The following is a 19,071-nucleotide window of genomic DNA, read 5'->3' on the forward strand; positions in this document are numbered from 1 at the left end:
GACATGCGAGCCCGGCGGTCAGACGAGGTCGGCGAGGAGGTCGGCGGCGCGGGCGGCGCCGTCGGTCTCGACCGGGCGGTAGGCCACCTCGCGACGGGCTTCCTTGGCGATCGCCTCGGCGAGCCCGTCAGGGTCGACGGCCTCCGCGTAGGGCAGGTGGCGGCCGGCCTCGTAGCGGTCGAGTCGCGCGCGGACGTGGAAGGTCTGCTCGAAGTGGTGGCGGAGCGGGACGTAGACGAAGGGCTTGCGCAGCGCGGTGAGCTCCATGCAGGTCGTGAGCCCGCCCTGCACGACGGCGACGTCGCACGCGGCGGACAGCCGGTACAGGTCGGGGACGTACCCGAGGACGGTCGCTCCGGACGGCACGGGCAACGACGACGGGTCGATCCGCGGTCCGGCGACCACCACGAAGCGCAGGTCGGGGGCGAGCGACCGGGCGGCAGGGACTGCGTCGAGCACACGCTGCAGCATCGGCCCGCCGACGCCCGAGCCGCCGACGGTGACGACGCACAGCCGCTCGTCGGGGGCGACACCGAGCGACGCGCGTACGGCGGGCGCCTCGGCAGCGGCCGCGACCGGGTCGAAGCCCGTCACGTAGCCCGCGAAGGAGAAGTTGTCGGCGGTCCAGGAGCGGATCGACGGGAGGTCCGGGCCGAAGGGCTGGTCGACGACGTCGTCGAGCGAGCCGACGAACACCGACCTGTCACGTACCCGCCTGAAGCGAGCACGTTGCTCGATCATCTCGGCGTTGTAGTCGGCGGTGAGCGCGGCCTCGTGGGCTCCCCCGTCGGGCATCGGCAGCCAGCCGACGAAGTCGGTCATCCACGCGAACGCGAAGCGCTTGAGCTCCGGGTTCTCGTGGAGGAAGTAGTCGACGTCCCACGCCTCGTCGCCCACGACGAGGTCGTAGTCGCCGGACTCGACGACGTCGGAGAACACCATGAAGTTGTGCACGAGGATCTCGTCCATGCGGCGGATCGCCTGGAAGGCGTGCAGGTCGTGCTCGCCGGCCTCGTGCTCGACGTGCCCGGACTCGTTGCGCAGCCACGCGGATGCGGGGTGCACACGCTCGCCGTGCTGCTGGAGGACCCGGGTGACGGGGTGCTGCGCGAGCCAGTCGACCTGGAGGTCGGGCCGTCGTTCGCGCAGGGCGGCGGCGATCGCGACGTCGCGCTGCGCGTGCCCGAGGCCGATGGGCGACGACAGGTAGAGCGCACGCTTCGGACGGTTGCGCGCACGCGTCCAGGTGCGGCGCGACACGGTGCCGGCCGCGGGCAGCGGCGTGGGCCCGTCGACGGGCGGCGCACCGGACGGGCCCGCCACGCGCTCGACGAACGAGCGGATCAGGTGGTTGGTCCGGACGGGGTCGCGCGCGGGAGGCCCGTGACCGGCACCGTCGAGGACGACGAGCGAACCGCGGGTCAGCTCGGCGAGCCGCTCGCCGAACGCGAGCGGCCGGATCCGGTCGTCGGACCCGTGCACGACGAGCACCGGGCAGGTCACGGCGGCCGTGAGCGGCACGAGCGACTCGCACACGGCACCGTCGCAACCGAGCCGCCCGGCGGTGGTGTCGGCGAGCACCTGCGGCGTGATCTCGTGCGCCCACCCGACGCAGTCCTCGATCTGCTTCGTCGAGTGGGGCTCGGGGAACATGCGGCGGAAGAAGAAGTCGACGAAGTCGTCGTACCCGCCGCCGAGCCAGTAGTGCTTGTTGTACTTCGCCCAGCCGTCCGTCGTGTCGAGCGGCTCGTGCCACGGCACGTGGTCGCGGTCGGGAGTGCGGACGTCGAGCCCGCACGACGGGGCGATCGCGACGATGCCACTGACCCGCGACGGGTGCCGGGCGGCGTGGTGGACGGCCCACGCGGCGCCGCACGACAAGGTCACCAGCACGGGCGCGGACGTCGAGGTCGCGTCGAGGACGGCGAGCAGGTCGGCGGCGTACTCGGCGTCGGTGTAGGCGGCGGCGCCGACGGGTCGCGAGGACGCGCCGCTCCCTCGCCCGTCGAAGGTGACGACGCGGAAGTGCCGGGCGAGGTAGCCGACCTGCAGCTTCCAGAACCGCGACGGCACGATCGACCACGTCGGCACGAGCACCACGGTCGGGACGGACGCGTCGTGGTGGTCGCCGTACACGGCCCACGAGATCCGCACGTCGCCGCGCGTCGCGACGCCCTCGACGTCCGGGTCGGCCGACCGGCTCGGGTGGTGAACCCGCGGCAGGGTCGCATCGCCGGGCGCAGGACGCGACGCCGACGACGAGGGCTCGGGCGTGGCCCGGGAGCCGTGGCTCACAGACGCAGTCTGCGCCGCCACGGCCCCCAGGTCACCCCCTCGCCCCGGACCGACCGCACCCGCGGCCCGGGGCGCACGCGACGCGCGCGAGGCTCGCGGACTGCTCACGGCCGGATCTCGAACACGTTGTTGAACGGCGTCGCGGCCGCGGTCCGGAACGAGCCGCTGAACCCGCCCGCGGTCGCGACGTCGCGGATCTTCGCGGGACCCGCCTGCGTGCCGAGCGCGAGGCCGACGTCCTGCGACAGCGACGCGGGCGTGCACAGCAGCGTCGAGAAGCCGTAGTAGGTGCGCCCGACGGGGTTGAGGTTGTCCTCGACGCGGTCGCCGGCCTTGGGCTCGACGACCATCCAGGTGCCGTCGTCGGCGAGCGCCTGGCGGACGTAGCGCGCGGCGCCGACGGGGTCGCCCATGTCGTGCAGGCAGTCGAACATCGCCACGAGGTCGAACCCCTGCCCGGTGAACTCGGTCGCCGACGCGACCTCGAACGTCACGCGGTCAGCCACCCCGGCCTCCTCGGCCCGCGCCCGCGCGACGGCGATGGACGCCGCGTGGTAGTCCGACCCGACGAACGTCGAGCGCGGGAACGCCAGCGCCATGAGGATCGTCGAGGCGCCGTGCCCGCAGCCGACGTCCGCGACGCGCGCCCCCGCCGTCAGCTTCTCGACGACGCCGTCGAGCGCGGGCAGCCACTCGTTCAGCAGGTGCCCGTTGTACATCGTCCGGAAGAACCGCTCGCACCCGTGGTGCACGTCGCCGTTGTGCGCGTGCCACCCGAGCCCGTCGCCGTCGGTCGCGGCGGTGAGGATGTCGGGCGCGTCGCGGACGGTGCCTGCGGCGAGCTGGAAGAACCCGGGCAGGTACGCGGGGCTCGTCGGGTCGGCGAGCGCGGCGGCGTGCTCGGCGGGCAGGGTGTAGCGGCGCGTCGCCGGGTCGTACTCGACGTAGCCGCCGGCGGCCTGCGCGGACAGCCACTCCCGCGCGTACGGCTCGGCTGTCGCGGTGCGCTCGGCGAGCGACGCCGGGGTGATCGGCTCGCCGTCGGCCATCGTGCGGTAGTAGCCGAGCTTGTCGCCCATGACGACGAGCGCGGTGTTGAGGGTCGCACCGACCTCGTCGACGGCACGGAACACGAAGGACATGAGCTTGTCGGGGTCGAGGGTGCGCTGCGGCGCATCGGCCTGGAGGGTCACGGTGGTACTCCTTGATCGGGACGTCGTGGACGGAATGTCCGAGTCCGAGACTCGCGGGGCGCACGACCGCGTCGCATCAGGGGGTCCCCCTGGGGCCTCCCTAGAGTGGGACGGTGCTGGTCGGCCGCGAGCACGAGCGCCAGGTGATCCGTTCCCTGGCGGCCGGCGCGCGCGTCGGGCAGGGCGGCACGCTCGTCGTCGTCGGTGAGGCCGGGATCGGCAAGTCGGCGCTGCTGCACGACGCCGCCGAGGACGCGGCCGCGCACGGCATGACGACGCTGCGCGCGCAGGGGGTCGTCGGCGAGCGTGACGTCCCGTTCGGCGGGCTCCTGCAGCTCCTGCGGCCGGTCCTCGACCATCTCGACGGGCTGCCCGCGCCGCAGGCGGACGCGCTCGGCGCGGCGCTCGCGCTACGACCGGGGTCGGCCGGCGAGCGGTTCGCCGTCGGCGCGGGCGTGCTGGGGCTGCTGAGCCGGGCGGCGGAGGACGCACCGCTGGCGCTCGTCGTGGACGACGCGCACCTGCTGGACCCGCCGACGGCGCACGCCCTGACGTTCGCGGCCCGCCGGCTGACCGCCGACCCGGTCGTCGTCCTGCTGGCGGTCCGCGCCGGGCAACCGTCGACCGTCGTCGAGGCGGGTCTTCCGACGCTGACGCTCGCCGGTCTTCCCGACGACGACGCCGACGCGCTCCTGCGCAGCGCGGGGCGTCGCCTCTCGGCACCCGACCGCTCCCGGTTGCTCGCGGCCACGGGCGGGAACCCGCTCGCGCTGCTCGAGCTGCCCGACGACGGCACGCTCGGTGCGCTGCCCGACGGCGCCCCGATCCCCGTGCCCGCGTCGCTGGCCCGCGCGTTCGCGGCCCGCGCCGACGCCCTGTCGACCCGGGCGCGGACCGCGCTGCTCGTCGCCTCGGCGGCGGCGGGCGACCCGGCGGCGACGGCGGCCGCGTGCACCTTGCTCGGCGTCGACGCGTCCGACCTCGACGAGGCCGCGGCGAAGGGGCTCGTCTCCGTCGACGCCGGGCGCGTGACGTTCCGGCACGACCTCGTGCGCTCGGCGGTCTGGACGGAGGCGACGCCCGCGGAGCGTCGTGAGGTGCACCGCGCGCTGGCGGCGGTCGTCCCGCCCGGCGCGCTGGACCGGCGCGCGTGGCACCTGGGCGAGGCGACGACGGCTCCCGACGAGGACGTCGCGACGACCCTCGACGCTGCGGCGACGGCGGCGCGGGACCGCGGGGCGCACGCGGTCGCCGCCGCGGGGTTCGAGCGCGCCGCGACCCTGACACCCGACGTCGCCGATCGTGCACGACGGCTCGTCACCGCCGCCGAGTCCGCGTGGCGGGCCGGACAGGCGGAGACCGCGCTCGACCTGCTCGCGGCGTCCTCGTCCTTCCCCCGCACCCCTGACCTGGTCCTGCGCGCCGCGGCGCTCGAGGGCGCGGTGACCGCGCGGACGGGGTCGGTCGAGCGGGCGCGGGACGTGCTCGTCGCGGCCGGGTCGAGCGCCGACGACCCCGACACGGCCGTCCCCCTGCTCGCGGAGGGTGTGCTCGCCGCGCAGTTCGCCGGGGACATGGCGACCGCGGCGGACGTCGGCCGGCACGTCGAGCGCCTCCTGCCCGACCTGCGCACGGACCGCGCGCGCTGGCTCGGGTCGATGGCGGTCGGCGTCGCGGACATCCTCACGGGTGCGGGCGGTCCGGACCGCCTGCACGACGCGACGGCCCACGTCGCCGACGACCCCGCGCTGCTCGAGGACCCGGCGCTCGCGCCGTGGCTCGTCATCGGACCGCTCTACCTGCGCGAGGAGGGCACCGCGCGGGCCGTCATCCCGGCGGTCGTCGCGCACCTGCGTCGCCGGGCCGACCTCGGCGTGCTGCCGATGCTGCTGTTCTACGTCGCGCGCGACCAGGCCACGACGGACCGCTGGAGCGACGCCGCCGCCACCTACACGGAGGGCGTCGGGCTCGCGCGCGAGGCGGGGCAGTCGTCGGACCTCGCTGCCGGGCTCGCCGGCCTCGCCTGGTTGGAGGCCCGGCAGGGCGAGGCCGACGCGTGCCGCGCGCACGCGACCGAGGCGCTCGACCTCGCGACGACACTGCACCTCGGGTTCTTCCGCGCCTGGGCGATGGCGGCGCTCGGCGACCTCGCGCTCGGGGCCGGCGACGCGCAGGAGGCGCTCGACCGCTACCTCCGGCTCGTCGAGCTGCTCGTCGAGCTCGGTTTCGGCGACGTCGACGTCTCGCCCGCGGCCGACATGGTCGACGCTCTCGTCCGGCTGGACCGCACCGACGACGCGGTGCCGCTCGTCGACGACCTGACCCGGCGCGCGCAGGAGAAGGGCCAGCCGTGGTCGGTCGCGCGCGCCGCCCGGGCGCGCGGGCTCGTCGCCGCCGACTCCGAGATCGACACCTGGTTCGGCGCCGCGCTCGCCGCGAACGCCCGCACGCCCGACGTCTTCGAGACCGCGCGCACGCAGCTGGCGTACGGGTCACGGCTGCGACGCGCCCGTCGTCGGACCGACGCCCGCACGCACCTGCGCGAGGCGCTCACCACCTTCGACGCGCTCGGCGCCGCCCCCTGGGCGGACCAGGCCGTGGCCGAGCTGCGCGCGACCGGTGCGACCGCCCACCGGCGCGACGTCACGGGCCTCGACCACCTCACCCCGCAGGAGCTGCAGGTCGCCCGCACGCTCGCTGCCGGCCGCACGACGCGCGAGGCCGCCGCGGCGCTGTTCCTCAGTCCGAAGACGATCGAGTACCACCTGCGCAACGTCTACACGAAGCTCGGCGTGCGGACGCGCGCGGACCTCGCGACGGCCCTCGTCGACCGGTCGTGACGCCGCCCGCTCGCCGCGCGCGACTCGCGCCTCACAGCTCGCGACGGACGACGACGCGCGGCCGGTGCCCGGACCGTCCCGTCGTCGGCGCGACGACCTCGAAGCCGCCCGCCTCGAACAGCTCGACGCTCCCCACGTACCCGGAGATGACGTCGACCCGGCTGCCGCCCGCCTCGATCGGATAGCCCTCGACGACCTGCGCACCGTGCGCCCGCGCGTGCTCGACCGCCCCCGCGAGCAGGACGTGCATGAGGCCCCGCTTGCGGAACGGCGGCCGCACGACGAAGCACACGACGCTCCACGGGTCGCGGTCGTCGACGAACGGGATCGTCCGCGAGCGCATCAGCCGCTGGTACGTCGAGCGCGGCGCGACCGAGCACCACCCCGCGGGCTCGTCGTCGACGTACAGCAGGACGCCGGGGCCGGGCTCCGTCTCGCACTGCTGCCGCATGTAGTCGGCCCGCTGGTCGTTCGGAACCGACGAGTCGCGGTACGCCGTGCACCAGCAGCCGCCCGCCGTCGGGCTCTTGGTGCCGACGACGAGCCGGAAGTCGTCGAAGCGACCGTGCGCGGGCCGGACGTCGGTCGTCATCGCCCCAGGCTAGGGACCCGATCCGACACGCGCGGGGTGCCGACCAGGCCCGTCGTCGTCGGGGTGCGGGTCGGGACACGGCGACGGGCGGTGCCGTCCCCTCCGGCGGCACCGCCCGTCGTCCCCCGTCGCGCTCCCGTCGACCCTGGTCGGCTCCGGTCAGCCGACCGGGCCCTGCGTCAGCGTGACCGCGGCCTGCGTCGAGGCACCCGTCGCGGCCGCCGTCCACGTGAGCGTCACCGTGTCGCCGGGCTCGTGCCCGGCGAGCGCCTGCGCGAGCGCGTCGGCGCTGGTCACGGGCGTGCCGTCGACCGCGGTGATGACGTCGCCGGCCGCCAGCCCGGCGGTCGCCGCCGGGGTCCCGTCGAGGACGCCCGCGACACGCGCGCCCGACCCGTCGTCGGCTCCGAGACCGATCCCGAGGAACGCCGGGTAGCCGACGACGACGCCGCCGGTCGTGTCGCCGGCCTCGATCTGCTGCACGACCGCGACCGCGTCCACGATGTCGATCGCGTACGCGACCGTCGCCGTGCGGCCCACGGAGGCGGCCGTCGTCATGCCGACGACCTCGCCCTCGTCGTCCAGCACCGGACCGCCCGAGTCGCCGCCGACCACCGCCGCGGAGAACTCCAGGAGCCCGCTCAACGTCTCGGAGCCGCCTGACGACGACGTCGCCGCCGTCATCGTCTCGTCCGTCCCGCTGACCGTGCCCGCCGCGGCGACGAGGTCGCCCGTGCCCTCGGCGTTGCCGACGGCGGTCACCGCGTCGCCGACCCCGGCGCCACCGTCGTCGTCGAGCGTGACCGTGTCCAGCCCCGACGCGCCGGTGAGCTGCAGCAGCGCGACGTCCGCGGACGCGTCGTACCCGACGACCGTCGCGTCGTACGCCTGCCCCGTCGACTCGACCGTGACAGTGATGGCCGTCGCGCCCTCGACGACGTGGTGGTTCGTGAGCACCAGCCCGTCGCTCGTCAGGACCATGCCCGTCCCGGCCGACTCGCCGCCCTGGTACCCGAGGGTGCTGGCGATCGTCACGACGCCGACCTGCTGCGCGTCGGTCGCGGCCGTCGCCGTCTGCGCGCTCGTCGTGCCCGCGCCGTCACCGTCACCGTCGCCGTCCGCCGACCCCGGGCCGACCCGCCCGTCCGGCGCCTGCCCGTCCGGCAGGCCCGGCATCGTGGGCCGATCGCCGTCCGACCACGGTCGCGCGGGCCACTCCGCGTCCGAGACGTGCGTGCGCTCGTTCCCGTCGAGCACGCTCGAGATGCCCCACCCGGCGCCGCCGCCGACGAGCAGCCCCAGCACCAGGGTGCCGCCGACGACCCCGGCGGCCGCACCGCGCCGCACGCTCAGCGGCGGCCTCGGGATCCGCGGCCCCGCGGGTGCCGCTGCGACCGGCTGCGCCCGGAACGGCCCGAAGCTCGCACCCGGTGGGTACGGGCCGGTCGGGCCGGCCGCGGTCGCCGTCGGGTAGCCCGGTCCGGGGCCGTACGGCGGCGCGGAGGGCGCGGGGGTCGGTGCGCCGGCCGGGTGCGTCGACGGGAGCGCCTCGGTCGACCTCGCGTCGGGTGTGGTCGCCGGCTCGACCGACGCGGGCGTCATCTCCGGGTGCGCGGGCGTGTCGGCACCCCCGGTCGTCGCCTCTGGTCGGGTGCGGGGCGTCTCGTCCTCGGGCGTGCCGCCGGTGCGCGTCGTGTCGTCCATCGTGTCCTCCTCGGCTCACGCGTCGTTCGTCGTCGAGGTCCACACAACGCCGCCAACCCGGACGGGCACTGGAGCGGACCCGTGCACCACCTGTGAGTCGCGGACCTGTGCACAACTTCCACGCGAGGTGGCGCAGGTCGGGCACGCTCGGCGCTCGACAGGAGGTCATCGCCGGTCCCCCAGCGGGTCGGTGACCGCCCGAGGACCGACGCAGGGGGACGCGATGCGCACGACGCGAGGCACGACGAGCGCTGCCGGAGCGGCACGGCGGCGCGACCGGTGACCGGCTGGCGGATCGACCCGGCAGGCGTCGCGGGCGTGCTCGAGCGCGTCGACACCGCGTCCGCGGACCTCGCGGTCGCCGCGGGCCACGCGACCGACACGTGCGTCGGGATCATGGAGGCAGCGCAGGAGATGGTCGTCGCGACCGAGCTCGTCGCCTTCGTCGAGACGTACACCGCGCTCACCGCGACGCACCTCGCCCGCCTCGCGGCCGTCGCCACCGCGGCCGCCGAGGCGTCCGCCCTCTACCAGGCGGGCGACGAGCAGATGGCCCGCGACATCCTCACCGCCGCCCGGACGACGTGGGGGTGGACGTCGTGACGACCTACCCCGGGATCGACCCCGAGGTGATCCCCGGCCGCGACCTGCGCCCCGACACCCTCGACCGGCTCGCCACCGAGCTCCTCGGGACCTCCCACGGCGTCCGATCGGGCGGTGCCGACGTCGTCGACCGCTGGCGCGGCCTGTCCACCGTCTACGAGACCCCGGAGGCGCCCGCGCTCCTCGACGACGTCCTCCCCGTCGAGCCCTCGACCGCGCGCTACGCCGACGCGCTCGGCCAGGTCGCGGCGGCCGTGCGCGACTACGCCGACACCATCCGGCCGGTCCAGCGCGACCTCGCCCGTCTCCGCGACGACGCCTACTCCTTCCGCGCCCGAGCCGTGCTGCGGGAGCGGTGGGACGGCGACCAAGACCTCGTCGACGAGAACACCCGCCTCGTGCACGCCGTCGGCGTCCAGCAGTCGCTCCTCGACGAGGCGGCGCGCGTCTGCGCCCTCCGCATCCGCGCCGCCACGCGCGGCGACACCGCCCTCCGCGAGTGCACCCCCGACGGCCTGCACGTCTCCCGGGCCACCACGCTCCCGGCGGACGACCAGCCGTGGGGCCAGGTCGTCCGCCGCCACGACCCCTGCCCCAAGGCCGCCGCCGTCCAGATCAAGCACTTCCTCTGGGACGGCATCGCCGTCGACAACGTCTGGGGCGGCGTGGTGGGTGCCGCCGGTCTGGTCGGCTTCGACGAGTCGTGGCACCACGACTGGTCCTACGCAGCAACATCGTGGTCCCTCGTCGGCGACCTGTTCCGGGCGGACGCCCGGGGCTCGGACGCTCGCTTCGAGGCAGCCAAGTCCCTGGTCGCGTGGGATGACTGGCAGGACGACCCTGCGCGCGCCGCCGCGTCCGTCGCGCTGTTCCTCCTCCCCGGCGTCGGCGGCGCAGGCGCGCTGCTCAAGGGCGCCCGGACCGCCTCGACGACCGGTCGTGTCGGCGCAGTGCTGCATGACGCGACGATCACCCCACGGCTGCTCCCGGCCAGCACCACGAGCATCGTCGTGGACGACCTCACATCTGCGTCAGGAGCCGTCGCCGATGCGGAGCGCGCCCGCAGCAGCTTCGGTCTCGAGGTGCTTCCCGATGGGCGCTTCCGGTCGCCCGCAGGCCTCCTCTACGGATCAGATCCGGACGCGCGTTTCGACTCGCGAGTCGATCACGTTCTCAACCATGCTTCCGACATCCCGAACCGGCCCGGCGCTCATGGCGTCTTCACGGTCGATGCTCTTCCAGCGACGGACGAGGCATGGGTAGCGGTCCGGCGAGGGGCCGCCGTCGCGCAGCCCCAAGGGCCCCGTACGGTCTACTTCGTGAACATGCATCGAGAGGTGGGTTTCGTCGGCGGCCAAAGCGGTGTCGCGTCAGGAAACCCCTCGGTGACCTACGTCAAACTCGTGCTGCAGGGGGACAACGTGATCTCTTCGTACCCGGTCGCCGGCATCCCGATGGGGATGTGACGGTGTTCTGGCTGACCGAGTGCCCCAACGATGACCAGGGACTGGTCTGTCCCCTTGTCACCGCGACGGGCGACGTCATCTTGTTCTGCGACAGCGGCGGCGAGGCATGGCTCGACCCCTCCACGGTGTCCGCAGAATCCGCGATCTATCCCTGGACGCCGGACTGGCGCGTCGCGGACGGCATCAGCGTCGCGCCGGGAACGGCCCGATGGGCCGATCGGGCCGAGCTGCCACCTGCATGGAGCACCTTCACCTGGCACGAGACCTGATCTGCTCGTGCGCGCGCGACGTGGACGCGGTGGCCCTGCACCCCTGATTCACGAGGTGGCCGCGTGCCGACGAGCGACTCGCGTCATGGGCGTGGGCACTCCGGCACAACGGCTCCGACACCTCATCGCCTAGGCACGGGGAGTCGACATGGGTTGGGGAACGATCGACGGCCGCAACGACACATGGTGGGAGGCCCGCAACGGCCTGTTCGTCTGGCTGCTGGAGAAGATCGCCGAGTCGTCTGGCAGCGAGAACGTCCGACACCTCGCGCGTGAGCACGCCGACGCCGGAGTGTCCTGGCTCGACCTCGGGGAGTTCTCGCCGTCCGAGCAGGACGACCTCGTCGCGCTCCTCCAGGACATGGTCGAGGTGAGCCGGAAGGAGCTCCCGGCGGAGTACCACCACCTCACGCTCCCCAAGCTCGAGGAGCTCAAACACCTGGAATGACGAGCGCAGCGCGCGACGTGTCGTGCCGCACACCCCCTGCATGACGGGCATCTGCGGTGCGAGGGTCTAGGTTCCGGGTGCCAGTGCTCCCGCGTCCTCCGGAGATCCTCGTGCTCGACCGCACCTTCGACAGCCGCACCGACGCGCTCGTCGCCGCCGTCCGGGCCCACCCGACCGCGGTCGGGCTGGTGCTGCTCGGCTCGGCGGCGCGGTCCGAGGCCGCCCGGCGCGACGAGTGGTCGGACCACGACTTCTTCGTCGTCGCGGCGGAGGGCAAAGGCGACGAGGTGCGCGACGTGCGCGCGTGGCTGCCGGACGCCGACAGGGTCGTGTCGGTCGCGCGTGAAGGGGCGATCGGGTTCGCGGTGCTCTACGACGACGGGCACCTCATGGAGTTCGCCGCCGCCTCGGGCTCCGAGCTGGGCGGTGCGGTGCTCGTGCACCACGACGTGGTCCTCGACGGCGACGGCACGTTGGCGGCGTTGGTCGACGCGTCGAGCCGCCGCGCGGCCGCGGAGCCGCACCTCGACCCGGCGAACGACGCGGCGCTCGCGCTGGTGAAGCTCATGGTCGGGGTCGGTCGCGCCCGGCGCGGCGAGGTGCTGAGCGGCGGTGAGATGGTGCGCCAGTGGGCCGTGAAGCACCTCGTCCTGGCGATCCGCGCCCGCGTCCCGTCGGTGGTGACCGACCGCGAGTCCATCGACCCGGCCCGCCGGTTCGAGATCGCGTACCCGCTGATCGCGGCGCGCCTCGCGTCGGCGCTGGCGGCACCCGTCGAGGACGCGGCGCGCGCGCTCCACGCGCTGGCGAGGGACGTGCTCGAGCCCGGCTGGGACGAGTTCCCGTCGTCGACGGCCGACGTCGTGGCGGCACGCCTGGGGTGGGACACCGTCCGGTAGAGCAGGACGGCACCGACCGCGCCGCCGGGTCGTCCGTCGACGACGTCCCGGCGGCGCGGCTGGTGCGTCAGCTCATCTGGGGTGCGCCCGGGATCGCGGCGCGGCTCGGCAGCGAACCGCCCTTGTTCTCGTAGACCCACGTGCTGCCGCCGGAGTCGACGCCGAGGATGTCGGCCCGCCCGTCGCCGCTCCAGTCGGACGCCATGACCTCCTTGAAGGTGCTCCAGCCCGCACCGATCTGGACCGGCGCGGAGAGCCCCGCCCCGTTGTGGGGGTAGTACCAGAGCTTGCCGCCGGAGTCGACCCCGACGACGTCGGCGTGCCCGTCACCGCTGTAGTCGGCGCCCAGGACGTACGTGAACGATCCCCAGCCGCTGCCGATCTGCACCCGCGCGGGCAGGCTGAGCCCGACGTTCGTGTACACCCACAGCAGCCCGTTGGCGTCCACGCCGAGGATGTCGGCCTTGCCGTCCCTGTTCCAGTCGTCGGCCGTGACGTGCTTGAACGACTGCCAGCCGGACCCGATCTGCACCGGCGCCGAGAGGGCGTTGCCGTTGTGCGGGTAGTACCAGAGCTTCCCCGCGCCGTCGACGCCCACGACGTCGGCCTTGCCGTCGCCGCTGTAGTCGGCCGCCATCACGTGCGTGAAGGACGCCAGACCGCTGCCGATCTTGACGCGCGCGGACAGGCCGTTGCCGTTGTGCGGGTAGTACCAGACGTCGCCCCGGACGTCGACGCCGATCACGTCGGCGTGCGCGTCACCGCTCCAGTCGCCGGCCGCGAGGGTCGTGAGCAGCGGAGGGATCTGCTGGTCGATCCAGGCACCGAGGTTGTCGAGCCGAGTCTCCGTGGCGTCCTGCCGGGTGGTGGTCGCTCCGAGGCACCCACCCTGGTAGGCGGTGCTGTGGATCGCGACGAGCTCGACGCCGGTCGCCGTGGTCCGCAGCGCGGGGCCGCCGGCGTCGCCCTTGCAGATCGTGGAGCCGGTCCCCTGCGCCTGGATGGCGAGCGTCGCGGTGGTGAGGCCGCCGACGGTGTACGTCGCGGCGTGCGCGGTGTCGGGCACGAGCTGTGTCGTGGTGCGCCCGTACCCGGTCACCGTCAGCGACTCGCCGGCGACGGGCGCCGTCGTCGCGACCTTCACCGGCGTCACGTCGGTGACGGCGGTGGCCAGCCGGACCAGCACGGCGTCACGCTCGGCGTGCGGCACGAGGAGGTCGGCGTTCACGACCCGGCCGGCGGTGCCCGTGAGGTCCACCCGCCCGACCGTGACCTTCGTCGTGACCTTCGGTGCGCCCTGCGCGACCGCACCGCTCGCGTCGGCGAAGCACGACTTGGCGGTCACGACCCACGTCGGCGCGATGAGCGCCCCGGAGCACGCCCGCTCGGCACCGATCTCCAGCCGCACGGTGGCCGCCGCGGTGGCGCCGGTCGGCGTGGTGCCCTGGACCGCGGAGGCCGCCGGTACGCCGACGCCCACGACGAGCAGCGCCGCCGCTCCGAGCCGCGCCGTCCACCGGGTGGCCGTCGTAGATCCGTGACGCGCGCGGCGCTCACCCACGGCGCGCAGGCCGATCCGCGCGCTCACCAGGCACCGAACCGGAGCTCGACGAGGATCGCCTGCGGCATCGCCGACCCCTCACCCGGGTCCACCGCGACCGACGTGTTCGGCGCGACCTCGTACGTCTCCTCAGCCCCGCTCGCGAGCTCGGCCGTCGCCTCCACCGGCTTGTCACCACCGCGCAGCAGGAACGTGTGCGGCACCTCCAGCGTCAGGAACCCCCGCGTGCCCGACGTGCGGAAGCAGTAGTACGCGCCGTACGGCTCCTCCTCGACCATCGTCTCCACCTGGATGAGCCCTGGCGCACACGTCCCCGACCCGAACTCCCCCGACGACACCGGCACGACGTGCCCGTCACCGGTGAACACCTTCAACCCGTGCTCCGCCAGGATCGCGTCCGCACCCGGGTAGGCGAAGTCCTCCACCAACGAGGACTGCACCTCCACCGGCGCGTCCGCAGCCCCCGCACCGCTCGCCCACACCACCGCGCCGCCGGCGACCACGGCCGCCGCTCCCAGCGCACCTACGACTCGTCTCACGTCCACGCTCCGATCACGTCATCCATCCGGACCCACCACTGCACGTCGTGCACCCGCTGCCGGGCGTCGGGCCGTCGCCGCCGGTTCGCTGCCACCCGGCTCCCGTCAGCGACCGACCCCGATCCCGAGCCGCTCCCGCGCGTCGGCGAGGGAGAGGACGAGAACCCCCGGCGGCGCGACGGCCGGGTTGCGGACCAGGACGCTCGGCCCCGGGTAGAAGTCCTCGTCGAACGGCCGCAGGCCCAGCGCGGCGGCGTACTCGACGAGCATCGACGCGGTGAACCGCTCCGCGATGCGACGCCGCTGGTACGCGTCGAGGTCCTCGAAGTCCTGGACGATGCCGTTGGCGTCGAACCGCCACCTGCTGCCGTCCTGCACGACGGAGACGGTGCGCACGTAGTTCAGGAAGTCGGTCGGCGCCGGTCCGAACATCTCGAGCTTCCGCGCACCGAACGGTGCGGGGCCGTCCGGTCGGGACGACCCCGGGATCGAGGTGATCGCGACGCCGTGCAGCTGCAAGGACCGCGCGAGGTGGCCGATCGTCGAGACCGGGTCGCCGTGCGGGTAGCCGCAGTCCAGCACCGCGGTCCACTCCGGGTTCGCGGTCGCCACGACCAGCTCGCGCGGGCGGACACCGGCCGTCAGCGGTGCGAGGGCGGTCACGTGGTCGCGCAGGCCGCCCGAGAGCCGTTCCGCCTCCGCCGAGCCGTGGATCGCACGACGCCACTGGGTGAGGCCGTCGGCCACCACCTCGATCGGTGCCCGGAGGAACCCGATGGCGGAGGTCAGGGGAGCGACGGCGTCGTCCCAGAGGGTTGCGGTCAGGTCGTGCTCGGTCACGCTCAGTCCACCTCGAACAGCTCGACGGCCCCGTGGGGATCGTTGGACAGGATCCTGGCCTCGTGCTCCGGACCGCGCGTCGACGCGCTGGTGTCGAACTCCTCGTACCGGCGCTGGCCGTTCAGCGTGTACTGCAGGTCGGGCCTGTTGATCCCCACCCGGACGCCGTTGACGTCGACCTGCTGCTGGTTCACCCGGACGTTGGTCGCGCCCTGCGCCTGCAGGTCCTGGATCCGGCTCTGCACGAACGCGTTCTGGGTCGTGCTCTGCCCGACGGGCCGGTTGAGCGGCAGGGCGGCGGGCGGCTTGGGGTTGACCGCCGCGTCCCGCGGGTTGCGCGCGACGAGGTTCTGGGCGGCGCGGGTGTCGAGCGCGTCGAGGATCTCGTCGATGCTGCCGCGCAGGCGGTCGACCTGCTTGGTCACCTTCGCGATGCCGACTCCCGCGCCGACGGCGGGCACCATCGCGAAGAGCGACAGCGCGGCCCCACCCCAGTCGCCGCGGTAGGCGGAGATGGCCATGTCGAGGCCGTCGCAGACCTCGCCGACGCCGGGGATGAGGCCGCAGAGGCCGAGAGCGAGCTGGGCGACGTCCCACATGAGGTCGCCGTTGTCGCCGACGAACTGCTGGAACTCGTCGTACATCTGGCAGCCGAGGGAGTCGCGGGCGGCCGGCGTGTCGCACTTCGCCGGGTTGAGCATGACCTCGCCGAACGCGGTGAAGCCCTCCATGCACATGGCCGGTGAGCCGAGCGCGGAGTCGATCGACGTCAGGCAACTCCAGTACCGGTGGGTGTCGTTCGCCGTGCCCGTGCCCCCCGGACCGCTCCCGGCCGCGGTGCTGCGCTGGTCCACCTGCTGCTGCGCGAGCCGCGTCTCGTACGTGGCGACGGCCTCGTCGGCGGCGTCCTGCGCGGCGGCCGCGTCGAGGCCTGCCGCGTCGGCCGACGCGCGAGCCGACTGCTTCGCCTCCTGCGCGGCTGCCGCGTCCTTGCCCGCCTGGCTGGCGGCGGCCGACGCCGTGACCGCGGAGCGCGCGGCGTTGTCCGCGGACGTCTGCGCGCGTGCGGCGGCGTCCTTCGCGGTCTGCGCCGAGGCGGCCGCCTGGTCCGCGGACGCCTTGGCCGCGGTCGCGGACTGTGTCGCCTGCGCCGCGTAGGTCGCGGCCTGCTGGGCGGCGGCGGACGCCTGGTTCGCGGCAGCGGCCGCCTCCGCGGCAGCGCCCTTCGCGACGGCGGCGACGCGACGCGCCTCGGCGGCGTCCGCGAGCGACTTCTGCGCGTACTGCTGGGCCTGCTGGACGAGGCCCTGCACCGCCTGGACGTGCGCGGCCTGCTCCTTGTCGCGCTGCGCGGCCTGGAACTGCCCGACGCCCAGGAAGTAGGACGCGTACGTGGCGGGGCCGGCGAGCGCGACCTGCGCGGCGGCCTTCACCTCGGGCCCGCCGGCGTCCATGACGCGGGCGATCTCCACCCGCTGGTCCGCCGCGCGCGCGACGTGCTGGCCGGTGCGGAGGAACTCGTGCGCCTCCTGCGCGGTGCCCGCGAGGGCCTTCTGCGTCGCCGCGTAGAGGGCGGGCCCGGGGTTGGACGCGAGGATCCGCGACATCGCCAGCCGGTCGTCGACGATCTTGCGCGGGTACGCGCGGGTCTGCAGGAACGTCGCGACGGCGGCGTCGTCACCGTTCAGCGCCGTGCGGGCCGCCGTCTTCTCCTGCCCGTCCGGCAGGGTGTCGACGAGGTGCCACACCCGCGCGCGGTCGTCCTGCCCCGCCGCGGACTCCCGACCGTCGGCGAGCCAGGACCGCAGCGCGAGCTCGTCGCCGCCCACCGCCTCCTCGGCCGCGGCCTTCGTCCACTCGCCGCCCGTCGCCATGAGCGCGAGGGCCGCGCGGCGGCCCTTGTCGAGCACGACCTGCGTCGAGGCGCCGTCGGCGGTCGCCGCGACGAGGAGCGCACGCGTCGACGCCGGGATGCGGGCGTCCTCCGAGGTGTCCCACCGCACGCCCCGGTCCCAGCCGACGGCCTCGCCGGCGGCCTTCGCGGTCTGCTCGTCGGCGAGTGCTTCCTGCGCCTGTGCGACGCCCGTCTCGGTGGCCTCGGCCAACCGCGCCGCGTCCGCCTCACGGGCGAGCTTCTCGACGGTCACCGCCTGGGCGGCTGCCGCGACCGCGAGCTCCGAGGCGGCCGTCGCCTGCGACGCGTGCTCCGCGGACTTCGCCGCGGCCTGCGCGGCGATCCCCGCCTGGGCCGCGGCCTCGTCGGCGGCCGCCGCCGCGCGGGTCGCGTGCTGACCGGCCTGCCGCGCGAACTCGAACGCCTGGTCCGACGCCGCCGCCGCGTCCTCGGCGAACCGGAGGCTGCGCTGCGCGGCCTGTGCGGCGACGGCCGCCTGGGACTTGGCCGCGGCCGCGGCCGCCTGCGTGCGCTTCGCCTGCTCGGACGACACGCCGGCCTGGCGCGACGCCTCGTCGGCGGCGGCCGCTGCGGCGTCGGCGTTCCGGCTCGCGCCCGCCGCGGCCGTGGCCGCCGTGCGCGCCTGCGCGAGGGCCGCGTCGCGCTGGGCCTTCACCTGGTCGAGCGCCGCCGCCTGGGCCGCCGCGTCACGGGCCGCCTGCGCCGCCGTCCGCGCCGCTGCGGCCTTCCCCGCGTCGGTACGCGCTGCCGCGGCCGCCGACTGCGCCGCCGCCGCCGCGCGTGCGGTCAGCGACGCGGCAGCCGTCGCCTGGCGGGCGCCGTCGGCGGCCGTCTGGGCCGCACGGAGCGCGGCCGCCGACGCGGTCGTGGCCTCGGCCGCCGCACCGCGCGCCGCCGCGGCGGCGTCGGCCGCCCTCCCGGCCGCCGCCGACGCACCCTGCGCGGCACCGCCCGCCGCCCGCGCCTCGGCGAGCGCCTCCTCCGCGGCCGCCTTGGCCCGCTCGGCCGCGCCGACCGCCCGGGCGGAGGCCTCGGCCGCCGCGGCTGCCTCGGTGGCGGTGACCTGTCCCGCCTGCTTCGCCTGCTCGGTGAGGCCGCGGATCGACGCCATCTCGGCGTCACGCGCCCGCGCGACGAGCTGCCCGTTGGTCAGGAACTCGTGCAGCTCCTCGGCGGAGCCCGCGAGGGCCGCCTGCGCCGCGGAGTTCAGCGCGGGGCCGCTGTTGTTCGCCGCCCCGGTCAGCATCGTCGCGGCCATGAGCCGCTCGTCGGCGTAGCGCGCCGCGGGCAGGCCCGACGCCAGGAACTCCGACCACGCCGCGGCTTCCCCGGCGAGCGCCTGCTGCGCACCCGCCCGCGTCGCGGGGCCGCCGCTGTCCAGCGCGCGCACCACCCGCAGCCGCTCGTCGGCGGTCCACGCCGTCCGGAAGCCGCCGTCGACGAAGGCACGCACCTGCGCGTCCGTGCCCGCCAGCGCCGTCGTCGCCGCCGACCTCAGGGCGGGGCCGTCGGTGCTGCCCAGCGTCTGGGCCGAGGCACGGTAGTCGGCTGCGAGCGCGGCGTCGAAGCCGGTGTCGACGAACGCGGCCAGCTGCGCGTCGGAGCCCAGCAGCGCCGCCTCGGCCGCGCGACGGACGGACGGCGTGCCGGTCGTGAGCAGTGCCGCGGCCCACGACCTGTCGTCGCCGTCGTCGAGGGGTTCGTCGGCTGCGGCGGGGGCTCCGCCCACTGTCAGCCCCAGCACCACCGCGACGACACCCGCCACCAACGACCGCATACCGATGCGTGCCACAGCTCCCCCTCCGTGACGCGTCGTCGGGCGCGCCGTTGCGCCCACGACCGCCCTCGCCACCTGCTGACGACGTCCGACCCCGCACCCCTCGCCCCGCGCGCCCGACCCGACGCAC

At 75.1% G+C, this 19,071-nt stretch carries 14 protein-coding genes; 6 read left to right on the forward strand and 8 right to left on the reverse strand.

Features of this window, described 5'->3' with window-relative positions:
• Nucleotides 1-18: 18 nt before the first annotated feature.
• Together OOT42_RS13870 and OOT42_RS13875 are read right to left on the reverse strand one after the other, a co-directional pair.
• Nucleotides 19-2,295 (reverse strand): alpha/beta fold hydrolase, encoded by a 2,277-nt coding sequence (locus OOT42_RS13870; protein WP_273651776.1) that lies wholly within the window; start codon nucleotides 2,293-2,295, stop codon nucleotides 19-21.
• A 104-nt stretch (nucleotides 2,296-2,399) separates the two neighbouring features.
• On the reverse strand, nucleotides 2,400-3,488 hold the full coding sequence (locus OOT42_RS13875; protein ID WP_273651777.1) for a class I SAM-dependent methyltransferase: 1,089 nt from the start codon (nucleotides 3,486-3,488) through the stop codon (nucleotides 2,400-2,402).
• Nucleotides 3,489-3,601: 113 nt separating this feature from the next.
• Here OOT42_RS13875 and OOT42_RS13880 point away from each other — a divergent pair, with 113 nt between their 5' ends.
• Nucleotides 3,602-6,328 (forward strand): helix-turn-helix transcriptional regulator, encoded by a 2,727-nt coding sequence (locus OOT42_RS13880; protein ID WP_273651778.1) that lies wholly within the window; start codon nucleotides 3,602-3,604, stop codon nucleotides 6,326-6,328.
• A 31-nt stretch (nucleotides 6,329-6,359) separates the two neighbouring features.
• Here the strand turns inward: OOT42_RS13880 and OOT42_RS13885 are convergent, their stop codons facing one another.
• Together OOT42_RS13885 and OOT42_RS13890 are read right to left on the reverse strand one after the other, a co-directional pair.
• On the reverse strand, nucleotides 6,360-6,920 hold the full coding sequence (locus OOT42_RS13885; protein ID WP_273651779.1) for a GNAT family N-acetyltransferase: 561 nt from the start codon (nucleotides 6,918-6,920) through the stop codon (nucleotides 6,360-6,362).
• 159 nt (nucleotides 6,921-7,079) lie between these two features.
• Nucleotides 7,080-8,624 (reverse strand): S1C family serine protease, encoded by a 1,545-nt coding sequence (locus OOT42_RS13890; protein ID WP_273651780.1) that lies wholly within the window; start codon nucleotides 8,622-8,624, stop codon nucleotides 7,080-7,082.
• A 279-nt stretch (nucleotides 8,625-8,903) separates the two neighbouring features.
• Here OOT42_RS13890 and OOT42_RS13895 point away from each other — a divergent pair, with 279 nt between their 5' ends.
• The 5 genes from OOT42_RS13895 (at nucleotide 8,904) to OOT42_RS13915 (ending at nucleotide 12,309) form a co-directional block, all read left to right on the forward strand.
• A complete protein-coding gene (locus tag OOT42_RS13895) occupies nucleotides 8,904-9,227 on the forward strand; it encodes a DUF6507 family protein (protein ID WP_273651781.1) in 324 nt (107 codons plus the stop codon).
• On the forward strand, nucleotides 9,224-10,693 hold the full coding sequence (locus OOT42_RS13900; protein ID WP_273651782.1) for a hypothetical protein: 1,470 nt from the start codon (nucleotides 9,224-9,226) through the stop codon (nucleotides 10,691-10,693). The genes OOT42_RS13895 and OOT42_RS13900 overlap by 4 nt, the downstream gene beginning before the upstream one ends.
• Nucleotides 10,694-10,695: 2 nt before the next feature.
• Nucleotides 10,696-10,962: a hypothetical protein gene (locus tag OOT42_RS13905; protein ID WP_273651783.1), complete on the forward strand. Its 267-nt coding sequence runs from the start codon at nucleotides 10,696-10,698 to the stop codon at nucleotides 10,960-10,962.
• A 148-nt stretch (nucleotides 10,963-11,110) separates the two neighbouring features.
• Nucleotides 11,111-11,410: a hypothetical protein gene (locus OOT42_RS13910; protein WP_273651784.1), complete on the forward strand. Its 300-nt coding sequence runs from the start codon at nucleotides 11,111-11,113 to the stop codon at nucleotides 11,408-11,410.
• A gap of 110 nt (nucleotides 11,411-11,520) precedes the next feature.
• Nucleotides 11,521-12,309 carry a hypothetical protein gene (locus OOT42_RS13915; RefSeq protein ID WP_273651785.1) on the forward strand — a complete coding sequence of 263 codons (789 nt, stop codon included), beginning with the start codon at nucleotides 11,521-11,523 and terminating at the stop codon, nucleotides 12,307-12,309.
• Between the two features lie 67 nt (nucleotides 12,310-12,376).
• Here the strand turns inward: OOT42_RS13915 and OOT42_RS13920 are convergent, their stop codons facing one another.
• From OOT42_RS13920 to OOT42_RS13935, 4 genes are all read right to left on the reverse strand, one after another.
• Entirely contained in the window at nucleotides 12,377-13,897 is a 1,521-nt protein-coding gene (locus tag OOT42_RS13920) for an FG-GAP-like repeat-containing protein (protein ID WP_273651786.1), read from the reverse strand.
• Entirely contained in the window at nucleotides 13,894-14,409 is a 516-nt protein-coding gene (locus tag OOT42_RS13925) for a hypothetical protein (RefSeq protein ID WP_273651787.1), read from the reverse strand. Before OOT42_RS13925 ends, OOT42_RS13920 begins: the two co-directional genes overlap by 4 nt.
• Before the next feature lie 105 nt (nucleotides 14,410-14,514).
• The gene (locus OOT42_RS13930; protein ID WP_273651788.1) at nucleotides 14,515-15,249 is read right to left on the reverse strand and encodes a hypothetical protein; all 735 of its coding nucleotides are present in this window, start codon (nucleotides 15,247-15,249) and stop codon (nucleotides 14,515-14,517) included.
• Between the two features lie 2 nt (nucleotides 15,250-15,251).
• Entirely contained in the window at nucleotides 15,252-18,956 is a 3,705-nt protein-coding gene (locus OOT42_RS13935) for an ALF repeat-containing protein (RefSeq protein WP_273651789.1), read from the reverse strand.
• Nucleotides 18,957-19,071: the final 115 nt, after the last annotated feature.

Source organism: Cellulomonas fimi (genome assembly GCF_028583725.1).
GTDB classification, from domain to species: Bacteria; Actinomycetota; Actinomycetes; order Actinomycetales; family Cellulomonadaceae; genus Cellulomonas; species Cellulomonas fimi_B.